This is a genomic window from Brevibacillus nitrificans (genome assembly GCF_003710965.1).
Taxonomy (GTDB): Bacteria; Bacillota; Bacilli; order Brevibacillales; family Brevibacillaceae; genus Brevibacillus; species Brevibacillus centrosporus.
In genome coordinates this window covers 54983-68633 of record NZ_RHHU01000005.1, presented here as the reverse complement: position 1 = coordinate 68633, position 13651 = coordinate 54983, and the positions used below count along the sequence as shown (strand labels likewise).

General features: G+C 51.7%; 18 protein-coding genes. 12 read left to right on the top strand and 6 right to left on the bottom strand.

What is annotated here, in order from left to right; translation table 11 throughout:
- Window positions 1–53: 53 nt before the first annotated feature.
- Complete coding sequence (locus EDM59_RS10375) at window positions 54–1034, bottom strand: YhcN/YlaJ family sporulation lipoprotein (protein ID WP_183192881.1); 981 nt, start codon at window positions 1032–1034, stop codon at window positions 54–56.
- A 116-nt stretch (window positions 1035–1150) separates the two neighbouring features.
- Here EDM59_RS10375 and EDM59_RS10370 point away from each other — a divergent pair, with 116 nt between their 5' ends.
- Window positions 1151–1783 carry a YutD family protein gene (locus EDM59_RS10370; protein ID WP_246010994.1) on the top strand — a complete coding sequence of 211 codons (633 nt, stop codon included), beginning with the start codon at window positions 1151–1153 and terminating at the stop codon, window positions 1781–1783.
- Between the two features lie 75 nt (window positions 1784–1858).
- Here EDM59_RS10370 and EDM59_RS31030 read toward each other — a convergent pair whose 3' ends face one another.
- The 3 genes from EDM59_RS31030 to glpX form a co-directional block, all read right to left on the bottom strand.
- The gene (locus tag EDM59_RS31030) at window positions 1859–2173 is read right to left on the bottom strand and encodes a hypothetical protein (protein ID WP_183192880.1); all 315 of its coding nucleotides are present in this window, start codon (window positions 2171–2173) and stop codon (window positions 1859–1861) included.
- A 241-nt stretch (window positions 2174–2414) separates the two neighbouring features.
- Window positions 2415–2681 (bottom strand): DUF3055 domain-containing protein, encoded by a 267-nt coding sequence (locus EDM59_RS10360; RefSeq protein WP_122923543.1) that lies wholly within the window; start codon window positions 2679–2681, stop codon window positions 2415–2417.
- Between the two features lie 10 nt (window positions 2682–2691).
- Entirely contained in the window at window positions 2692–3666 is a 975-nt protein-coding gene (glpX, locus tag EDM59_RS10355) for a class II fructose-bisphosphatase (protein WP_122923542.1), read from the bottom strand.
- Between the two features lie 121 nt (window positions 3667–3787).
- On the opposite strand from glpX, the gene EDM59_RS10350 reads away from it, so the two are divergent.
- The 4 genes from EDM59_RS10350 to EDM59_RS10335 all read left to right on the top strand — a co-directional run bounded on the left by EDM59_RS10350 (window position 3788) and on the right by EDM59_RS10335 (window position 5936).
- Window positions 3788–3895: a hypothetical protein gene (locus EDM59_RS10350; protein WP_049741614.1), complete on the top strand. Its 108-nt coding sequence runs from the start codon at window positions 3788–3790 to the stop codon at window positions 3893–3895.
- Between the two features lie 12 nt (window positions 3896–3907).
- Window positions 3908–4342: a DUF86 domain-containing protein gene (locus tag EDM59_RS10345; protein WP_122923541.1), complete on the top strand. Its 435-nt coding sequence runs from the start codon at window positions 3908–3910 to the stop codon at window positions 4340–4342.
- Between the two features lie 97 nt (window positions 4343–4439).
- On the top strand, window positions 4440–5069 hold the full coding sequence (locus EDM59_RS10340; RefSeq protein WP_122923540.1) for a helix-turn-helix transcriptional regulator: 630 nt from the start codon (window positions 4440–4442) through the stop codon (window positions 5067–5069).
- Between the two features lie 87 nt (window positions 5070–5156).
- Window positions 5157–5936 carry a TIGR01457 family HAD-type hydrolase gene (locus tag EDM59_RS10335; protein WP_122923539.1) on the top strand — a complete coding sequence of 260 codons (780 nt, stop codon included), beginning with the start codon at window positions 5157–5159 and terminating at the stop codon, window positions 5934–5936.
- On the opposite strand, the gene EDM59_RS10330 is transcribed toward EDM59_RS10335, so the two are convergent.
- On the bottom strand, window positions 5933–6448 hold the full coding sequence (locus tag EDM59_RS10330; protein ID WP_122923538.1) for a phosphatidylglycerophosphatase A family protein: 516 nt from the start codon (window positions 6446–6448) through the stop codon (window positions 5933–5935). The two genes, EDM59_RS10335 and EDM59_RS10330, sit on opposite strands and share 4 nt — an antisense overlap.
- Before the next feature lie 127 nt (window positions 6449–6575).
- Between EDM59_RS10330 and EDM59_RS10325 the strand changes: the two genes are divergently transcribed.
- The 3 genes from EDM59_RS10325 to EDM59_RS10315 are packed head-to-tail and all read left to right on the top strand — an operon-like array spanning window position 6576 to window position 9491.
- Entirely contained in the window at window positions 6576–7664 is a 1089-nt protein-coding gene (locus tag EDM59_RS10325) for a protein kinase family protein (protein ID WP_122923537.1), read from the top strand.
- Window positions 7621–8580, top strand: coding sequence for a 2-hydroxyacid dehydrogenase (locus EDM59_RS10320; protein WP_122923536.1), 960 nt, complete (start codon window positions 7621–7623; stop codon window positions 8578–8580). Before EDM59_RS10325 ends, EDM59_RS10320 begins: the two co-directional genes overlap by 44 nt.
- Window positions 8577–9491, top strand: a complete 915-nt coding sequence (locus EDM59_RS10315) for an alpha/beta hydrolase (protein ID WP_122923535.1) — start codon at window positions 8577–8579, stop codon at window positions 9489–9491. Before EDM59_RS10320 ends, EDM59_RS10315 begins: the two co-directional genes overlap by 4 nt.
- 70 nt (window positions 9492–9561) lie before the next feature.
- Here EDM59_RS10315 and EDM59_RS10310 read toward each other — a convergent pair whose 3' ends face one another.
- The gene (locus tag EDM59_RS10310) at window positions 9562–9789 is read right to left on the bottom strand and encodes a NifU family protein (RefSeq protein ID WP_092272992.1); all 228 of its coding nucleotides are present in this window, start codon (window positions 9787–9789) and stop codon (window positions 9562–9564) included.
- Between the two features lie 188 nt (window positions 9790–9977).
- Here EDM59_RS10310 and cysK point away from each other — a divergent pair, with 188 nt between their 5' ends.
- From cysK to EDM59_RS10290, 4 genes are all read left to right on the top strand, one after another.
- Entirely contained in the window at window positions 9978–10901 is a 924-nt protein-coding gene (gene cysK / locus EDM59_RS10305; RefSeq protein ID WP_092272989.1) for a cysteine synthase A, read from the top strand.
- A gap of 1 nt (window position 10902) precedes the next feature.
- Entirely contained in the window at window positions 10903–12036 is a 1134-nt protein-coding gene (locus EDM59_RS10300; RefSeq protein WP_092272986.1) for a bifunctional cystathionine gamma-lyase/homocysteine desulfhydrase, read from the top strand.
- A 35-nt stretch (window positions 12037–12071) separates the two neighbouring features.
- Window positions 12072–12410 carry a YuzD family protein gene (locus EDM59_RS10295; RefSeq protein ID WP_122923534.1) on the top strand — a complete coding sequence of 113 codons (339 nt, stop codon included), beginning with the start codon at window positions 12072–12074 and terminating at the stop codon, window positions 12408–12410.
- Window positions 12411–12632: 222 nt separating this feature from the next.
- A complete protein-coding gene (locus EDM59_RS10290; RefSeq protein WP_122923533.1) occupies window positions 12633–13529 on the top strand; it encodes a hypothetical protein in 897 nt (298 codons plus the stop codon).
- Window positions 13530–13651 lie beyond the last annotated feature (122 nt).

The window sequence follows — 13651 nt, the reverse complement described above, 5'->3', positions numbered from 1 at the left end:
ATCATCATGATTACAGGAGGGTGTTGTTATTGAAACGACCAGATCAGCGCAAGTTACCGACTGGTTGTCCCCATCTTGTTTGTGTGAGTACCGTTCATATGACCTTTGGTCCCCGTGCTCTTCGCACGTACTTGCTCAGAGTCGGTTGTTCCACCCATACGCTTGATCAAGGTATCGATGCTGGTGGTGTCCTCTGTGCGTGCGTTGTGGAGATTGCTGGAGCGTGCGGCTACACGAGCAATTTCCTGAATGTCATTCTGGTTGTCTGTCACGTACACCTTGTAGTAACGCGGAGATACGGACAAAGCGTTCATACGGGCTTGGTTTTTGGCTGTTTTCGCGTCGTTGCCATTGGTGTGCAGGCCGACGAAGATTTCCTCATCGGTGACGAGAACAGTAGAGCGTTGAACGCCAGGGCAGCTCGTCGTGACATTACCGACTGCCTGAGCCAAGGCATCACGGTCGACATAGACGTTGTGGTTTACGCCTGCCGTACGCATGTGCTGTCGATCCGTCTGAACGTAGCCCATTCGAGGCATGCCTGTCTGCATGACGCCAGCTCCAGCACGATTCCAGGCATGCTTTTGGTAAATGGAATGATTCATTCCATTCGTCGTGCCTGTCATGGTGCCGTTGTTGACACCTCTCACCCCTGCCGTACCTGTGGCGCCGTTTAAGCCAACATTCCCATCAGGAAAGGCGGTGTAGGCATTGTAATTGTGCGTGCCAGCGGTGTTTCCGGGATACATGCCGGTTCCTGTTCCGTTGTTGCTGCGGGTGTGGATACCGTCAAAGCTGCGCGTGGTCACGCCGTCGAAATTGCGGACGTGATAACCATCGATGTCACGTGCGCGCATGCCGTCATAGCTGCGCGTATGCAAACCGTCAAAATTGGTCACGTGAGGTGCTGCTTGGTTCGTGGTCGTACGGTTTGGTGTCGTGTAGTTAGGCGCGGCGTTGTTTGCACATGCAGTGGCCAACAGAGCGATACTTGCGATAGCTGGATACAACCATGTCTTTTTCAATGGAAACACCCCCTACACGATAGAATGTCCAGCACGCAGTCGCTGTTTTCGTGGGAATATTATCTCTTGCTGCATGAAATATGGTAAGATGGACAAAAGTATACGTGTGTAAGGAGGAAGCGGACTTGATTCGCACGCAAGCCGGTACTTATGAAGTCATGGAAGAAAATCGCGATGGCTGGAATCCGGAAGCCTTCAAGGAGCGCTATAGCGACATCCTAGACAAATACGACTACATCGTAGGGGACTGGGGCTACGGGCAGCTTCGTCTACGGGGATTTTATACAGACCTCAACCGTAAAGTGCCGTTCGAGCAGCGAATCGCCGCTTTAGATGAGTATCTGCATGAATTCTGCAACTTTGGTTGCCCTTATTTTGTTTTGCGCAAAGTCAAATCGTTCCTCGGAACGGAGGACAGCGGGGCCAGCCAAGACGATACCGCATACGATTTAATCATCGACATTCGCCAGGATAGCAATCGGGATGACAACGGGAATTCCTTTGTAGAACGAAAGGAACGCCGCCGATTCCACCCGCGTCAAAACAAGCCAGAGCGGCCGGAGCGCAATAGCTCTGCTCCATCGGAACGCAATGGCAACGGACGCAGCGATCGTGCTGAGAAGCCCAAGTATTCAAAAGAGAAGTCCGACAAAAACGGCAGGGAGCAAGGCAAAGACCGCCGCCCCAACCAAACGCGCCCAAACCGTGAACGTGATAAAGTGCCGACAGGATCCAATCCGCCAAAGCGGGAATCCTGATTGTCATTTGCGCCGGATAAGCCATAAAAAAACGAGCCTAGCAAAGGCTCGTTTTATTTTTGGAAAAAGGATACCTTACCAGCCGCCCCAGCCGCCGCCGCCTTGACCTCCCCAGCCACCGCCTTGACCGCCCCAACCGCCTGCGCCACCCCAAGGGTTCCAAGGATTCCAGGGATTCCATGGGTTCCAAGAATTCCACGGATTGCAGGAGGGGCAATTATTCCATCCCCAGGGCTGGATGGGAACGACGATTGGGAAATAAACATCAGGGCTGCGTCTTCCGCGGAAGAGAACGGGGTTTGCCTGATCCTCCGGGATGTTTTGGTATCCTTGCTCTGCCGGATAATAGGGTTGTTGTTGTTGCGGATCATATTGTTGATATGGTTGCATCGCAAATTACGCTCCTCTCATTGTCTGTATGTGCAGTAGCAGTATACGAGACATTCGCCTGTGTGGAGCATTGTCCGTCTGGAAATGGGCATACGTCCATAAGGGGAGAATGAAAAAAGGAAAGGCACAGTTGGCCCTTCCTTTCAACGTATAGGAATTTAAAAGCGTCTACGTTTATGAATTCCGGAGCGCATGACGAAGTGCCTCAGCGTCCGCTTCTGGTTTTCTTACGATCCGTCAATTAAATGACGGTTTCCAAAAAAAGTTTTAATTCTTCGGCTTCCTGCTCATTCAGATTGAAAGCAAACTCGAGATAGCCTTCTTCCTCCAGGTCGTCCTTGCCGATAATGGCAGAGCGGCCATTTTGAATGTTGATCACGAGCTTTTTGCCGTAAAAACGGTCTGTGGTGGTAATCGCCAAGTCAAAGCGAGTGGCTTCCGCCGTAAAGCTGACAAAGCGAGTCTTGGTATCTTCGGACTCGTCATACAGGTAAAACAAATCAGCCATGTGTTTCCCTCTACTTCCATAAGAGATTAGGTTTGTGTTCTACATTGTGCAAGGCACGGACGAAACGGATCGTTTTGGTTTGGGCGCGCATGACGAGAGAGTGAGTCTCGACCATGTCATCACCCAGATAGCGAACGCCTTGCAGCAGTTCCCCATCCGATACACCGGTTGCTGCAAAAATGGCATCCTCGCCTTTTACCATATCATTCAAAGCAAGCAGCTGCTCTGGATCGGCCAGCCCCATTTTGATGCAGCGTTCCCGTTCTGCATCGTTTTGCGGCTTGAGCTGTGCCTGCATGTCGCCGCCCAGACATTTGATGGCCGCAGCGCTGATGACACCCTCGGGTGCACCGCCGATGCCAAGAAACAGATCGATCCCGGTATGCGGCAAGCAAGCGGCGATGGCAGCCCCGACGTCTCCATCTCCAAAGAGCTTGACGCGGGCACCTTTGTCCCGGACAGCATCGATGATGTGCTGATGGCGCTCACGTTCCTGAACGATCACGGTCACATCCGAAATCCGCTTGTTGTTTGCTTCAGCTACGACCTCAATCATTTTATCCACCGGATCAAAAAGGTTGATCTTGCCAGCCGCACGTTTTCCGGCAGCCATTTTCATCATGTACATGTCTGGAGCGTGCAGCAGGGTGCCCCGATCGCCGACAGCAATAACGGACATAGCATTGTTATGGCCTTTGGCAACGATGGTGGTTCCCTCCAATGGATCGACAGCGATGTCTACTTCTGGCCCGCCTGCGTCCGGATTTCCCAGCTTTTCTCCGATGTAGAGCATAGGGGCTTCGTCCAGCTCGCCTTCACCGATGACGACAGTTCCCCGCATGTTGATCGTGTCAAACATGGCGCGCATGGCGCTTGTTGCCGCTCCATCTGCCTCGTTCTTCTTTCCTCTTCCCATCCAGTGAGAGGAGGCGAGGGCAGCCATCTCCGTTACACGCACGATTTCCAGTGCCAGTTCGCGTTCCATTGTGTTGTGTTCCTCCCTTATGCCGGTAAAAAATTCACCCCACCATTGTAACATAAAGTACAAGCTGTCGCGTTCGCCCGTACAAATTTGGTATACTGTTGAAGGAAAAGAGGTGAAACCCGTGAACAATTCCTATTTGCAGGAAGGGGAATTGGTGCTTCTCGTCCTGGTGCTGACTTTTGTGTTTACGATATACTACGCAAAGCGCAAAGCAAAAAAGCGAAAGTAAGGAGAATTACTCATGTACGATGTGAATACGAACCGAATTGACCAAGTTTTAGCATATATGTCTTCGATGCTTGATTTGCTGGACAAGCTAAAGGAACGAGGAGCAGAAGCGGTTTTGGCGGACGAAGTGGCAGTAGCAGCGATGGAGCGGGCCCTGCACTTGTCCATCGAGGGAGTCGTTGACGTGGGAAATGCGTTGATTGACGGCTTTATCATGCGTGATCCAGGAAGCTATAGCGATATCGTAGAAATCTTGCGTGACGAGCAGGTCATTTCAGGAGAGCAGGCTCAGGTACTGACGCAAGTGACCGAGTTCCGCAAGTATTTGGTCAATGAATATACAAACGTGCCTGCAGCAGAGATGTTTGCATTGGTTGCAGAGGCAAGTCCTGCCCTGCGTCAGTTTGATCCGGCTGTTCGTGCGTTTTTGGATAAAGAACTTTTTTAGAAAAATGGCATCAGCGGATTTTTTATACAAAACACTTTCATTAGTTTACTAAAGCGACCTGATCCGCTACAATAGGGAGAAAGGGCGGTGAATACGTATGACAAATGAAGGAACGTCCACCCGTGACCAAATTCTTCACATGCTCAAGGTAAAAGGCTCTTTGTCGGTAAGCGACATGGCGGTTGAGCTGGGAATTACGGAAATGGCAGTAAGACGCCATCTGAATACCCTCGAGAGGGACAACTTGATCAAGTCAACGCTTGTCCGTCAAGCAATGGGGCGTCCAACGAATGTATATTCCTTGTCGCAGGAAGCAGACGAACTGTTTCCGCGCAATTATTCTCATTTGACGTTAGACTTTTTGCAGGATCTGAAAGATATGGACGGTATCGGGAAAGTGGAAATGCTGTTTCGACGCCGGGAAAACCGTCTGGAGGAAAACTACCGCACGCATATGCAGGGAGACCTGGAGGAGCGTGTAGCGAAGCTTGCAGAGCTGCAGAACGACAAGGGCTACATGGTAGAGTGGGAAAAGGATGAGCAAGGACAGGGCTACCGGATTCAGGAGTTTAACTGTCCGATTTCGCAGGTCGCGCGTGAGTTCAATCAGGCCTGCAACTGTGAGCTTTCCTTGTTCCGGCGCGTGCTGAATGCCAACGTGGAGCAGACCTCCTGTATGGCAAAAGGCGGAGAAAAATGCGTGTTTGAAATCAAGGAAGGCCGCTGACGGTAAAACGGCCGAAAGAAAATCCACTCCACGGCGAGTGGTTTTTTGTTTGAAAGAGAGGATGTAGAAAAAGGAGGCCGGGAAGTCATGACAGCTTACAAAGGCTACTTGCTGGATCTGGACGGTACGATATTTCGAGGGGGAGAAGCCATCCCCGGTGCGGCAGCGTTTATATCCTATCTGAAAGAACAGGGCATTCCGTACCTGTATCTGACCAACAATTCTTCAGCGTCACCGGTCCATGTGGCGGAGCGGCTTTGCGGGATGGGGATTGAGGCAAAGCCGGAGGATGTTTATACCTCCAGCATGGCAGCCGCAACCTATTTACGGGAGCAGGCGCCTGCAGGTGCGAAGGTGTACATGATCGGGGAAGACGGTCTGGAAGAGCAGCTGACAGAGGCGGGATTTATCCTGTCCGAAGAGGCACCGCAATATGTCGTGGTAGGGATTGATCAAGCCTTTACCTATGAAAAGCTGGCAATCGCGACTCATGCGGTGCGCGCCGGTGCCGTTTTGCTTGCGACCAATGCGGATGCTGCTTTGCCAACGGACAAAGGGCTATTCCCGGGAAACGGCTCACTCGTAGCGGCCGTATCGGTAGCATCCGCTACTGCACCGATCGTGATCGGAAAACCGCAGCCGATTATCGTGAAATACGCGATGGAACGACTGGGCACTCGTGCCGAAGAAACATTGATCGTGGGGGACAACCTGTACACGGATATTGAAGCGGGAGCAAACAGTGGGCTGGATAGCCTGCTGGTACTCACGGGGTATTCGACGCGAGAAGAAGCAGACCGTCATCCCGCACGTCCCACCTATATCGCAAAAGACCTCGGCGAATGGCAAAGAACGCTGATTCGCTAATCCTCTAAGCATTCCTCCTGTTGCTTTTGGCGATGGGCGATCCGGCTGGAAGCAGCGGCAGCGATCGCCCCGACCAAATCATCCAAAAAAGTATGTACCCCATTATTCTTATCGTTGAGATACGCCAGCTTACCGTGTTTCAGCTTGTCTACATAGCCAAAATTGGTAAAGCCGATGCTCCCGTACAGATTGACGATGGCAAGCGCCAGCACTTCATCCACACCATACAGAGGCTCGTCCGTTTCGATAATCGATTGCAGCGGTGGAAGCAGCTTTTTTTGTTCGGCGAGCATATCCAGCTGAATTCCGGTTAGGAGGGCATTTTGCACCTCTCGCTTTTTCAAAACGGCTTTTACACTCTCGAGGCACATCTCCTGTGTCAGATTCGGGACGTAGTTGATCTGCAAAAAATGGACAATCTCGGCGATGTCATCCAGACTGACACCGCGTTTGGCCAGCAAATCGATGACGACCTCCAGGCACGAGTTGCTATTCAGCGGATGCTCACTCATACGTTTTCTCCTCCTCCTCCGTTAACCACGCGAATAGTATCTGCAAGGAAATAGGCACCTATCCCGATACACCTACATACTATGCGCCATAAGGTTTTGCCGAAGTGATGCAAGGAGGGTGAAATCGATGGAAGAAAAAGAGCTGCTGGAAGAAGAATACGGCTTTTCCCTGCAGGAAGCTCACGCCAAAGGCGCAAATACGGTGCTGAAAACGGATAGAGGTGTGTTTTACCTGTTTGAAGCACCTGCAGGCTACAAATACAAAAGCAAATTTATCGAGCGCGTCCGCAAGCATTTGAGCGAGCAGCAGCAAGACTTTGGCATGCTCAAGCTGGTCAAGACAAAGGGCGGTCAAGGCCATATTGTCGCAGAAGATCAACTGTACTACCTGTATCGGGGCGTGCGGGAGCGGGCTCCAGAGGACATTTATTTTGCAAGCGGCGAATCCCTGGCAAAATTTCATCTGGCTACCAGTACCTTTAAAGGTGACAAACTTTTTATTCCGTACAGCTCGTTAGGCAACTGGCCCAGCATGTGGAGAAGAAAGCTGCGTCATTACAATGAATATCGCGATGAGCTGGATGAAGTGGAGGGCGAGCTGACCTCCATGGATGAGCTCTTGTTGACGAGTTACACGTATGTGCACCAGCTCGGGGAAATCGCTGTTCAGTATTTACTCGCATCGGGCTACGATAAAGTGGTAAAAGAAACGGCCGCCTTTGGCAAAGTTGCCTACCAAAATTTTGATCAAGGGTATATGCTATGGAATGAGAAGGATGCGCGTCTGGTTGCCGGAGAGTGGAACTGGGTGCTCGACATGCGTGCTCGCGACATCGGTCAATGGATCAAAGCTGAAACGAAACGCAATGGATGGCAGGAAGACAAAATGACCAGCTTCCTCGCAGGCTACAATCACGTTTCGCCCTTGCTGCCCGAAGAGTATGCGGTGATTTACGGACTCATGCTGTACCCGGGGAGATTTCTCAGACTGGTGGAGTCCTATCAGGAGCTTCCCTTTGAAGAGAAGGAGCAAGTAAACGGCGAGCAGTGGCGAGCGCAGCTGGAAGACGAGCTGGCGAGCATGGAAGAGGCACTCCGTCGGTATCCACATCTGGTCGCACAGCAGTACGGCGCGTCCATTCCACAAATTAATTGGTTGTGGAGGCCGGAAGATGAAGAAGCCCAAGGTGTTAGTGACGAGACAAGTAGCGAATGAAGCTGTTTCTTTGCTGGAAACCGCAGCGGATGTAGAGGTATGGAAGCAGGATGAGCCGATCCCGCGTGAGCTTTTGCTGGAAAAGATCGAGAGCTCAGACGGGATTCTGGCCATGCTGACGGAGCGAATCGACGAGGAGCTGCTGGATCGGGCACAGCGTCTGCGCGTGGTGGCCAACATGGCAGTCGGCTATGACAACATCGACCTGGCTGCCTGCAAAAAGCGGGACATATGGGTGACAAACACACCGGATGTATTGACCGAAGCGACAGCGGATTTGGCGTTTGCTCTGATGATGGCGACCGGACGGAGGCTGATGGAAGCGAACCGTTTTCTTCTGAATGGAGAATGGAAGTCGTGGAGTCCGTCTCTTTTGGCTGGTCAAAATGTATATGGGGCGACTTTAGGGATCATTGGGATGGGCAGGATCGGGGAAGCCGTAGCTCGTCGGGCAAAAGGCTTTGGCATGCGCATTCTCTATCACAACCGGAGCCAAAAGCAGCACGCAGAAGCAGAAACGGGTGCCGAGCTCGTCAGTCTGGAGGCGCTATTGCGCGAATCCGATTACGTCGTCCTATTGACTCCTTTGACAGCGGAAACCCGTCTTCTGATGGGAGAAAAGCAATTTTCCTGGATGAAGCCCACTTCTGTCTTTATTAATGTATCGCGCGGCGGAACGGTGGATGAGTCCGCCCTTTATCAGGCGTTGGTGACCAAGCAAATCTGGGCGGCAGGGCTGGATGTCTTTCAGCAGGAACCGGTCCCGGTCGACCATCCGCTGCTCACCCTGCCCAACGTCGTCGCATTGCCGCATATTGGGAGCGCAACCGAACAAACTCGCGCAGAAATGGCTAGGCTGGCAGCAGCAAATATTGTGGCAGTGCTGGAAGGCAAAAGGCCGTTGACGCCACTATGAGCACCATCCTCTCTGTAGTAGCGGGACTTGTGCTGTTGGGAATCATCGGGATGGTAGCTGTGGCTTTCTATGTGACCTGGAGGCTGACACATCCCGCACGAAAGCCGCTCGATATGCTGCCGGAGGACTTTGGCATTCAGGAAACGCAAGCGTTTACCTTTCCCAGCAGGGAATCCGCCATCAATCTGGCAGGATGGTATTTTTCCGCTGAACGCAATGGGTACCAGTCGCGAAACCGTACGCTGATTTTTGCCCACGGGTACAGTCAAAACCGTCAGGAACCGCATCTGCCCGCGCTGTCTCTGGCAGCTAAGCTTCTGGCGGAGGGCTATGATGTCCTGATGTTTGATTTTCGCAATGCGGGCGAATCCAGTCCGTCTCTGACAACGATTGGGCTGCGGGAGCAAAAGGACTTGCTTGGAGCGATCGATTACGCGCGTGCGCGGTGCCCAGGTCATACACTCGGAATCATCGGGTTTTCCATGGGGGCAGCGACTGCGCTTTTAGCCGGGGGAGCTGACGAGCGTATTTCGGTGATCGTTGCAGACTCGCCATTTTACTCGCTGCGAGAGTATTTGCAGGAAAATTTGCCGCAATGGACGGGCCTGCCTCGCTATCCCTTCAACTGGCTGATTTTGACCATTTGCCCGATCCTGTTGGGGGCAAACCCGCGGGAAGTCAAACCGTACAGGGCAGTGAAACAGGCGAAGAAGCCGATCTTTTTTATTCATGGGACGGGAGATTCCACTGTGCCCGCCGTCAATAGTGAAAAGCTTCGTGAGCTTGCGATCCACCCCAAGTCTTCCCTTTGGCTCGTACCGCGTGCAGGGCATGTGCGCAGCTACGCGATGGCCTCGGAGGAATACGCCAGTCGGGTGATCGGGTTTCTGGAGGATGCCATGAAGCCATGAAGACGAGAAAGCCATGAAAAAAAGCAGCTACGCCATTTCTTCCGTAGCTGCTTTCATGTCGGTACTCTGATTAGAATACTTGTTGTACTTCCTTGATGCCTGGGATTTCTTCTACCAGAGCACGCTCGATACCTGCTTTCAGGGTGATCGTAGACGAAGGGCAGCTACCGCATGCACCCATCAGACGCAGCTTCACAATACCATCTTCTACATCAACGAGCTGTACGTCGCCACCGTCGCGTTGCAGGTAAGGACGCAGTTTATCGAGAACTTCTTGCACTTGATCTAACAATTCCATCGTGTATCACTCCTTTCCAACCTTCTTCTTTATTATAAACGCCAGGCGATGAGAAATCCATGGCTTACGTGCCCTGTTGACACTTTCCATCAGAAGGTGCAAGCGATGTGTAGCTTGCATGGACTTTTTGTATAAGCTGCATGTTATAATGAAACCGCAAGTACTTCAACATAAGGAGTAAGATTTACGTGAATGTATTTGGCAACATTAAGGAACTGATTGGGAATACGCCCATCGTAGAAATTACACAGTTTGATCTTCCAGAGAAAGTCCGCTTGTTTGCCAAGCTGGAATACTTTAATCCAGGTGGCAGCGTCAAAGACCGATTGGGCATGGAGCTGATCCGCGCCGCAGAGGAAAACGGTCAGTTGAAGCCAGGTGGCACGATTATTGAACCAACGGCAGGGAATACAGGGATCGGTGTCGCATTGGCCGCTGTAGGAACAGGTTATAAAGTTATTTTTTGCGTACCTGCCAAGTTTTCCGAGGAAAAGCAGGAGTTGATGCGTGCGCTCGGAGCGGAAGTCGTGAACACACCGACAGAGCAAGGAATCAAAGGGGCGATTGCCAAAGCACAAGAGCTTGCGGCATCCATCCCAGGTGCGTTTGTCCCGCAGCAGTTTGCCAACCCGGCAAACCCGGAAGCCCATTACAAAACGACAGGTCCGGAAATTTGGAAACAAATGGACGGTAATGTGAATATCTTCGTAGCGGGTGCTGGCTCTGGTGGTACATTCATGGGAGTTGCTCGCTATCTGAAGGAACAAGATTCCTCCATCAAAACGGTCATTGTCGAGCCAGAAGGTTCCATTCTGAATGGCGGAGAATCAGGACCGCATAAAACAGAAGGAATTGGCATGGAGTTCTTGCCACCATTCATGGACACAAGCTATTTCGACGCCATCCATACCATCCTGGATGTCGAAGCTTTCGATCTGGTAAAGGAATTGGCAGCCAAAGAAGGAATGCTTGTAGGAAGCTCGGCTGGAGCAGCCATGGCAGCAGCATTGCGTGAAGCCAAGGAAGCGGCGCCAGGAACAAACATCGTCGTTCTGTTTGCAGACAGCAGTGAGCGTTATCTCAGCAAACAAATTTATCAGGGGGGTATCTAAGATGCGTATCAAAACAAGACTGATCCACGGTGGTATTGAGGGAGATCCGGCAACAGGGGCCGTATCCGTTCCGATTTATCAAGTCAGTACCTATAAGCAGGAAGCCATCGGCAAACACAAAGGATACGAATACTCCCGTACAGGCAACCCAACTCGTCACGCGCTGGAAACGTACATCGCTGAGCTCGAGGGCGGCGCACGCGGTTTTGCATTTGGCTCGGGTATGGCAGCGTTGTCTACGATTCTTTCCTTGTTCAATAAAGGAGATCATTTGGTTGTAGGTGACGATGTATACGGCGGAACGTATCGCGTCATTACCCGTGTATTTTCCCGTCTCGGACTAGAAGCCACGTATGTCGATACAAACGACCTGCAGGCTGTGGAGGCTGCCGTACGCCCCGAAACGAAGGCTATTATTATGGAAACTCCGACTAATCCGCTCTTAAAAGTCAATGATATAAGCGCGCTGTCCAGCATTGCCAAAGCAAAAGGATTGCTGCTGGTTGTCGATAATACCTTCATGACGCCATACTGGCAAAACCCGCTCGATCTGGGCGCAGACATCGTGTTCCACAGTGCAACGAAATACCTCGGCGGACATAGTGACGTGGTGGCAGGACTCGTGGTTGCGAAAGATGCGCAGCTTGGCGAAGATCTGCATTTCGTACAAAACGCTATCGGTGGCGTACTGGGTCCACAAGACTCGTGGCTGCTTCTGCGCGGGATGAAAACACTGGGTGTTCGTATGGAGGAGCATGAGCAAAATGCGCGCACGCTCGCCAAATGGCTGGCAGAACGCAGCGACATCGAACGTGTACTCTACCCTGGGCTTTCCAGCCATCCAGGTCATGAGCTCATTCAAAAACAGGCTCGTGGCTTCGGCGGTATGATTTCGTTTGACGTAGGCAGTGCTGAACGTGCTGATCAAGTCCTTTCCAAGGTGAAGCTCTACACACTGGCAGAATCCTTGGGTGCAGTCGAGAGTCTGATCAGCGTTCCTGCAAGAATGACCCATGCTTCCATTCCAGTAGAGCGTCGTGCTGAGCTGGGCATTACCGAGGGCTTGATCCGTATTTCTGTCGGTATTGAGGATGTAGAAGACCTGATCGAGGATCTGGAACAAGCACTCTCCTAATTGCTGGAGAGCGTGCGTTGAGGGAGGCCGTGAGCATGAGTGTAGAAATCAAAGTGTTTGGGACGGAGCAATTATGCGCGAGCTGCGTGAACCTTCCGTCCGCCAAAGAAACAGCTGACTGGTTGCAAGCAGCGCTCTCCCGTAAATATGGAGGCGAAAGCATTCGCATCACCTATAGCGACTTTCAACAGCCTCAGACAGAGGATGACAAAATCTGGGCCGAGCGGATTATAGAGGAAGATTTGTGGTATCCGCTTGTCGTAATTTCCGGGGAAATTGTCGGGGAAGGCAATCCGAAGCTGAAGGACATTCATGCCAAGCTGGAAAGCATGGGCCTCAAGCCTTTGGCAACGGCCACGGAAAGCGAAGTCTAGGAAAAAATGGAAGAGACGGTCTAGGGGGATACCTTGGACCGTCTTTTTGTTTTACTGTCGGAACGTGTACACGAGTCCGGTCCCTTTGGCTGCAAGGCTTAGGAAGTTCCACGAAGGGTTCCTTACCAGTTTGTCATTTCTTCGTTTCTGTTTTGTAACGCTAAGTGGCCCGTTTCGTCCTATAGTTGTGAATGTAGCCACGATATAGAGGAGGAAGTTGAAATGAACAAAAAATGGATGAAGCCCGTTACATTCTTGCTGCTTGCTGGAGTGATTGGAGGCTCTGGATTGGCAGCTTCTCATACAAAAATCGCGCATGCGGAAGCGAAAATAGGGGAGCCTTTTGCGGCAGCAGCAGAATTGCAGCTGGGTAAGAACGTATATGTTCTCGACCAAAAGACAGCAGACGTAACAGGCGACCAGGCAGCAGATACCGTGTTACTGGTAGGAACAAAAGAACAACAGGACGATATCTACGCTTCCGCGATGAAGCTGGTGGTCCAGGATGGGAAAACCAAAGCTTACAGCAAGACCGATTTGGGCGATCTGGGAGGATACGAAGGGGAGCTGACACTCGTTGATTTCACAGGAGATCATGTAGCGGATGCTTTTGTTAAAACAGCGACAGGCGGAAGCGGAGGCATCTACAATCACGTTGTCGCCACGTTTGCGGGCAAGACCTCGCAGGTGCTCTTTGGAGAGGCGGAAAACGAAGGCATCCGTTATGAAGGGAAGTTCGTAGACGGCTTCAAGATCGAAGGTACCGGGACGCACCTGGACAAACCTCTTGCATTTGATGTCAGCGCCAATAAAGCGCTGTACACAGCAGCCAAGCTGTATGATCAAGCAGGCAAGCTCGCTGTGAAAGCAGACGCGGATCTATCCGTCTATTCCTATCCGTTCAGCTCGCTTGCTCCTGTCGACATGGATGGGAATGGGACGTATGAGCTGGTAGGCGAGCAGCGTGTTGTCGGGATGAACAATGCAGATACGGTATCAAACATCCATTCCGTCTGGGGCCTCGGTAGCGATGGCAAATGGAATCCTTGGGAAGTAGAGTATTCTACCTTCCTGATCAAGCATCCTGGTGAAGCGATTCAGACGCAAGTCGGGAAATAAGAAAACGAATCAGCCCTCGCTCAAAGGAATCGGAGCGGGGGCTTCCTTTTGGTTTCGCAAGCACCGTTCTATCGTGGATCACAGACACATATACTGCATGGTGGTGCAAGCAATCCAAAAGG

Bases quoted from the DNA above. Each gene is read 5' to 3' on its own strand.
- EDM59_RS10320 (WP_122923536.1), top strand. From the start codon at position 7,621: ATGAAGAAGCCCAAGGTGTTAGTGACGAGACAAGTAGCGAATGAAGCT.
- EDM59_RS10345 (WP_122923541.1), top strand. From the start codon at position 3,908: ATGTACGATGTGAATACGAACCGAATTGACCAAGTTTTAGCATATATG.
- EDM59_RS10295 (WP_122923534.1), top strand. From the start codon at position 12,072: ATGAGTGTAGAAATCAAAGTGTTTGGGACGGAGCAATTATGCGCGAGC.
- glpX (WP_122923542.1), bottom strand. From the start codon at position 3,666: ATGGAACGCGAACTGGCACTGGAAATCGTGCGTGTAACGGAGATGGCT.
- EDM59_RS31030 (WP_183192880.1), bottom strand. From the start codon at position 2,173: ATGCAACCATATCAACAATATGATCCGCAACAACAACAACCCTATTAT.
- EDM59_RS10300 (WP_092272986.1), top strand. From the start codon at position 10,903: ATGCGTATCAAAACAAGACTGATCCACGGTGGTATTGAGGGAGATCCG.
- EDM59_RS10335 (WP_122923539.1), top strand. From the start codon at position 5,157: ATGACAGCTTACAAAGGCTACTTGCTGGATCTGGACGGTACGATATTT.
- EDM59_RS10340 (WP_122923540.1), top strand. From the start codon at position 4,440: ATGACAAATGAAGGAACGTCCACCCGTGACCAAATTCTTCACATGCTC.
- EDM59_RS10310 (WP_092272992.1), bottom strand. From the start codon at position 9,789: ATGGAATTGTTAGATCAAGTGCAAGAAGTTCTCGATAAACTGCGTCCT.
- EDM59_RS10315 (WP_122923535.1), top strand. From the start codon at position 8,577: ATGAGCACCATCCTCTCTGTAGTAGCGGGACTTGTGCTGTTGGGAATC.
- EDM59_RS10325 (WP_122923537.1), top strand. From the start codon at position 6,576: ATGGAAGAAAAAGAGCTGCTGGAAGAAGAATACGGCTTTTCCCTGCAG.
- EDM59_RS10360 (WP_122923543.1), bottom strand. From the start codon at position 2,681: ATGGCTGATTTGTTTTACCTGTATGACGAGTCCGAAGATACCAAGACT.
- EDM59_RS10290 (WP_122923533.1), top strand. From the start codon at position 12,633: ATGAACAAAAAATGGATGAAGCCCGTTACATTCTTGCTGCTTGCTGGA.
- EDM59_RS10330 (WP_122923538.1), bottom strand. From the start codon at position 6,448: ATGAGTGAGCATCCGCTGAATAGCAACTCGTGCCTGGAGGTCGTCATC.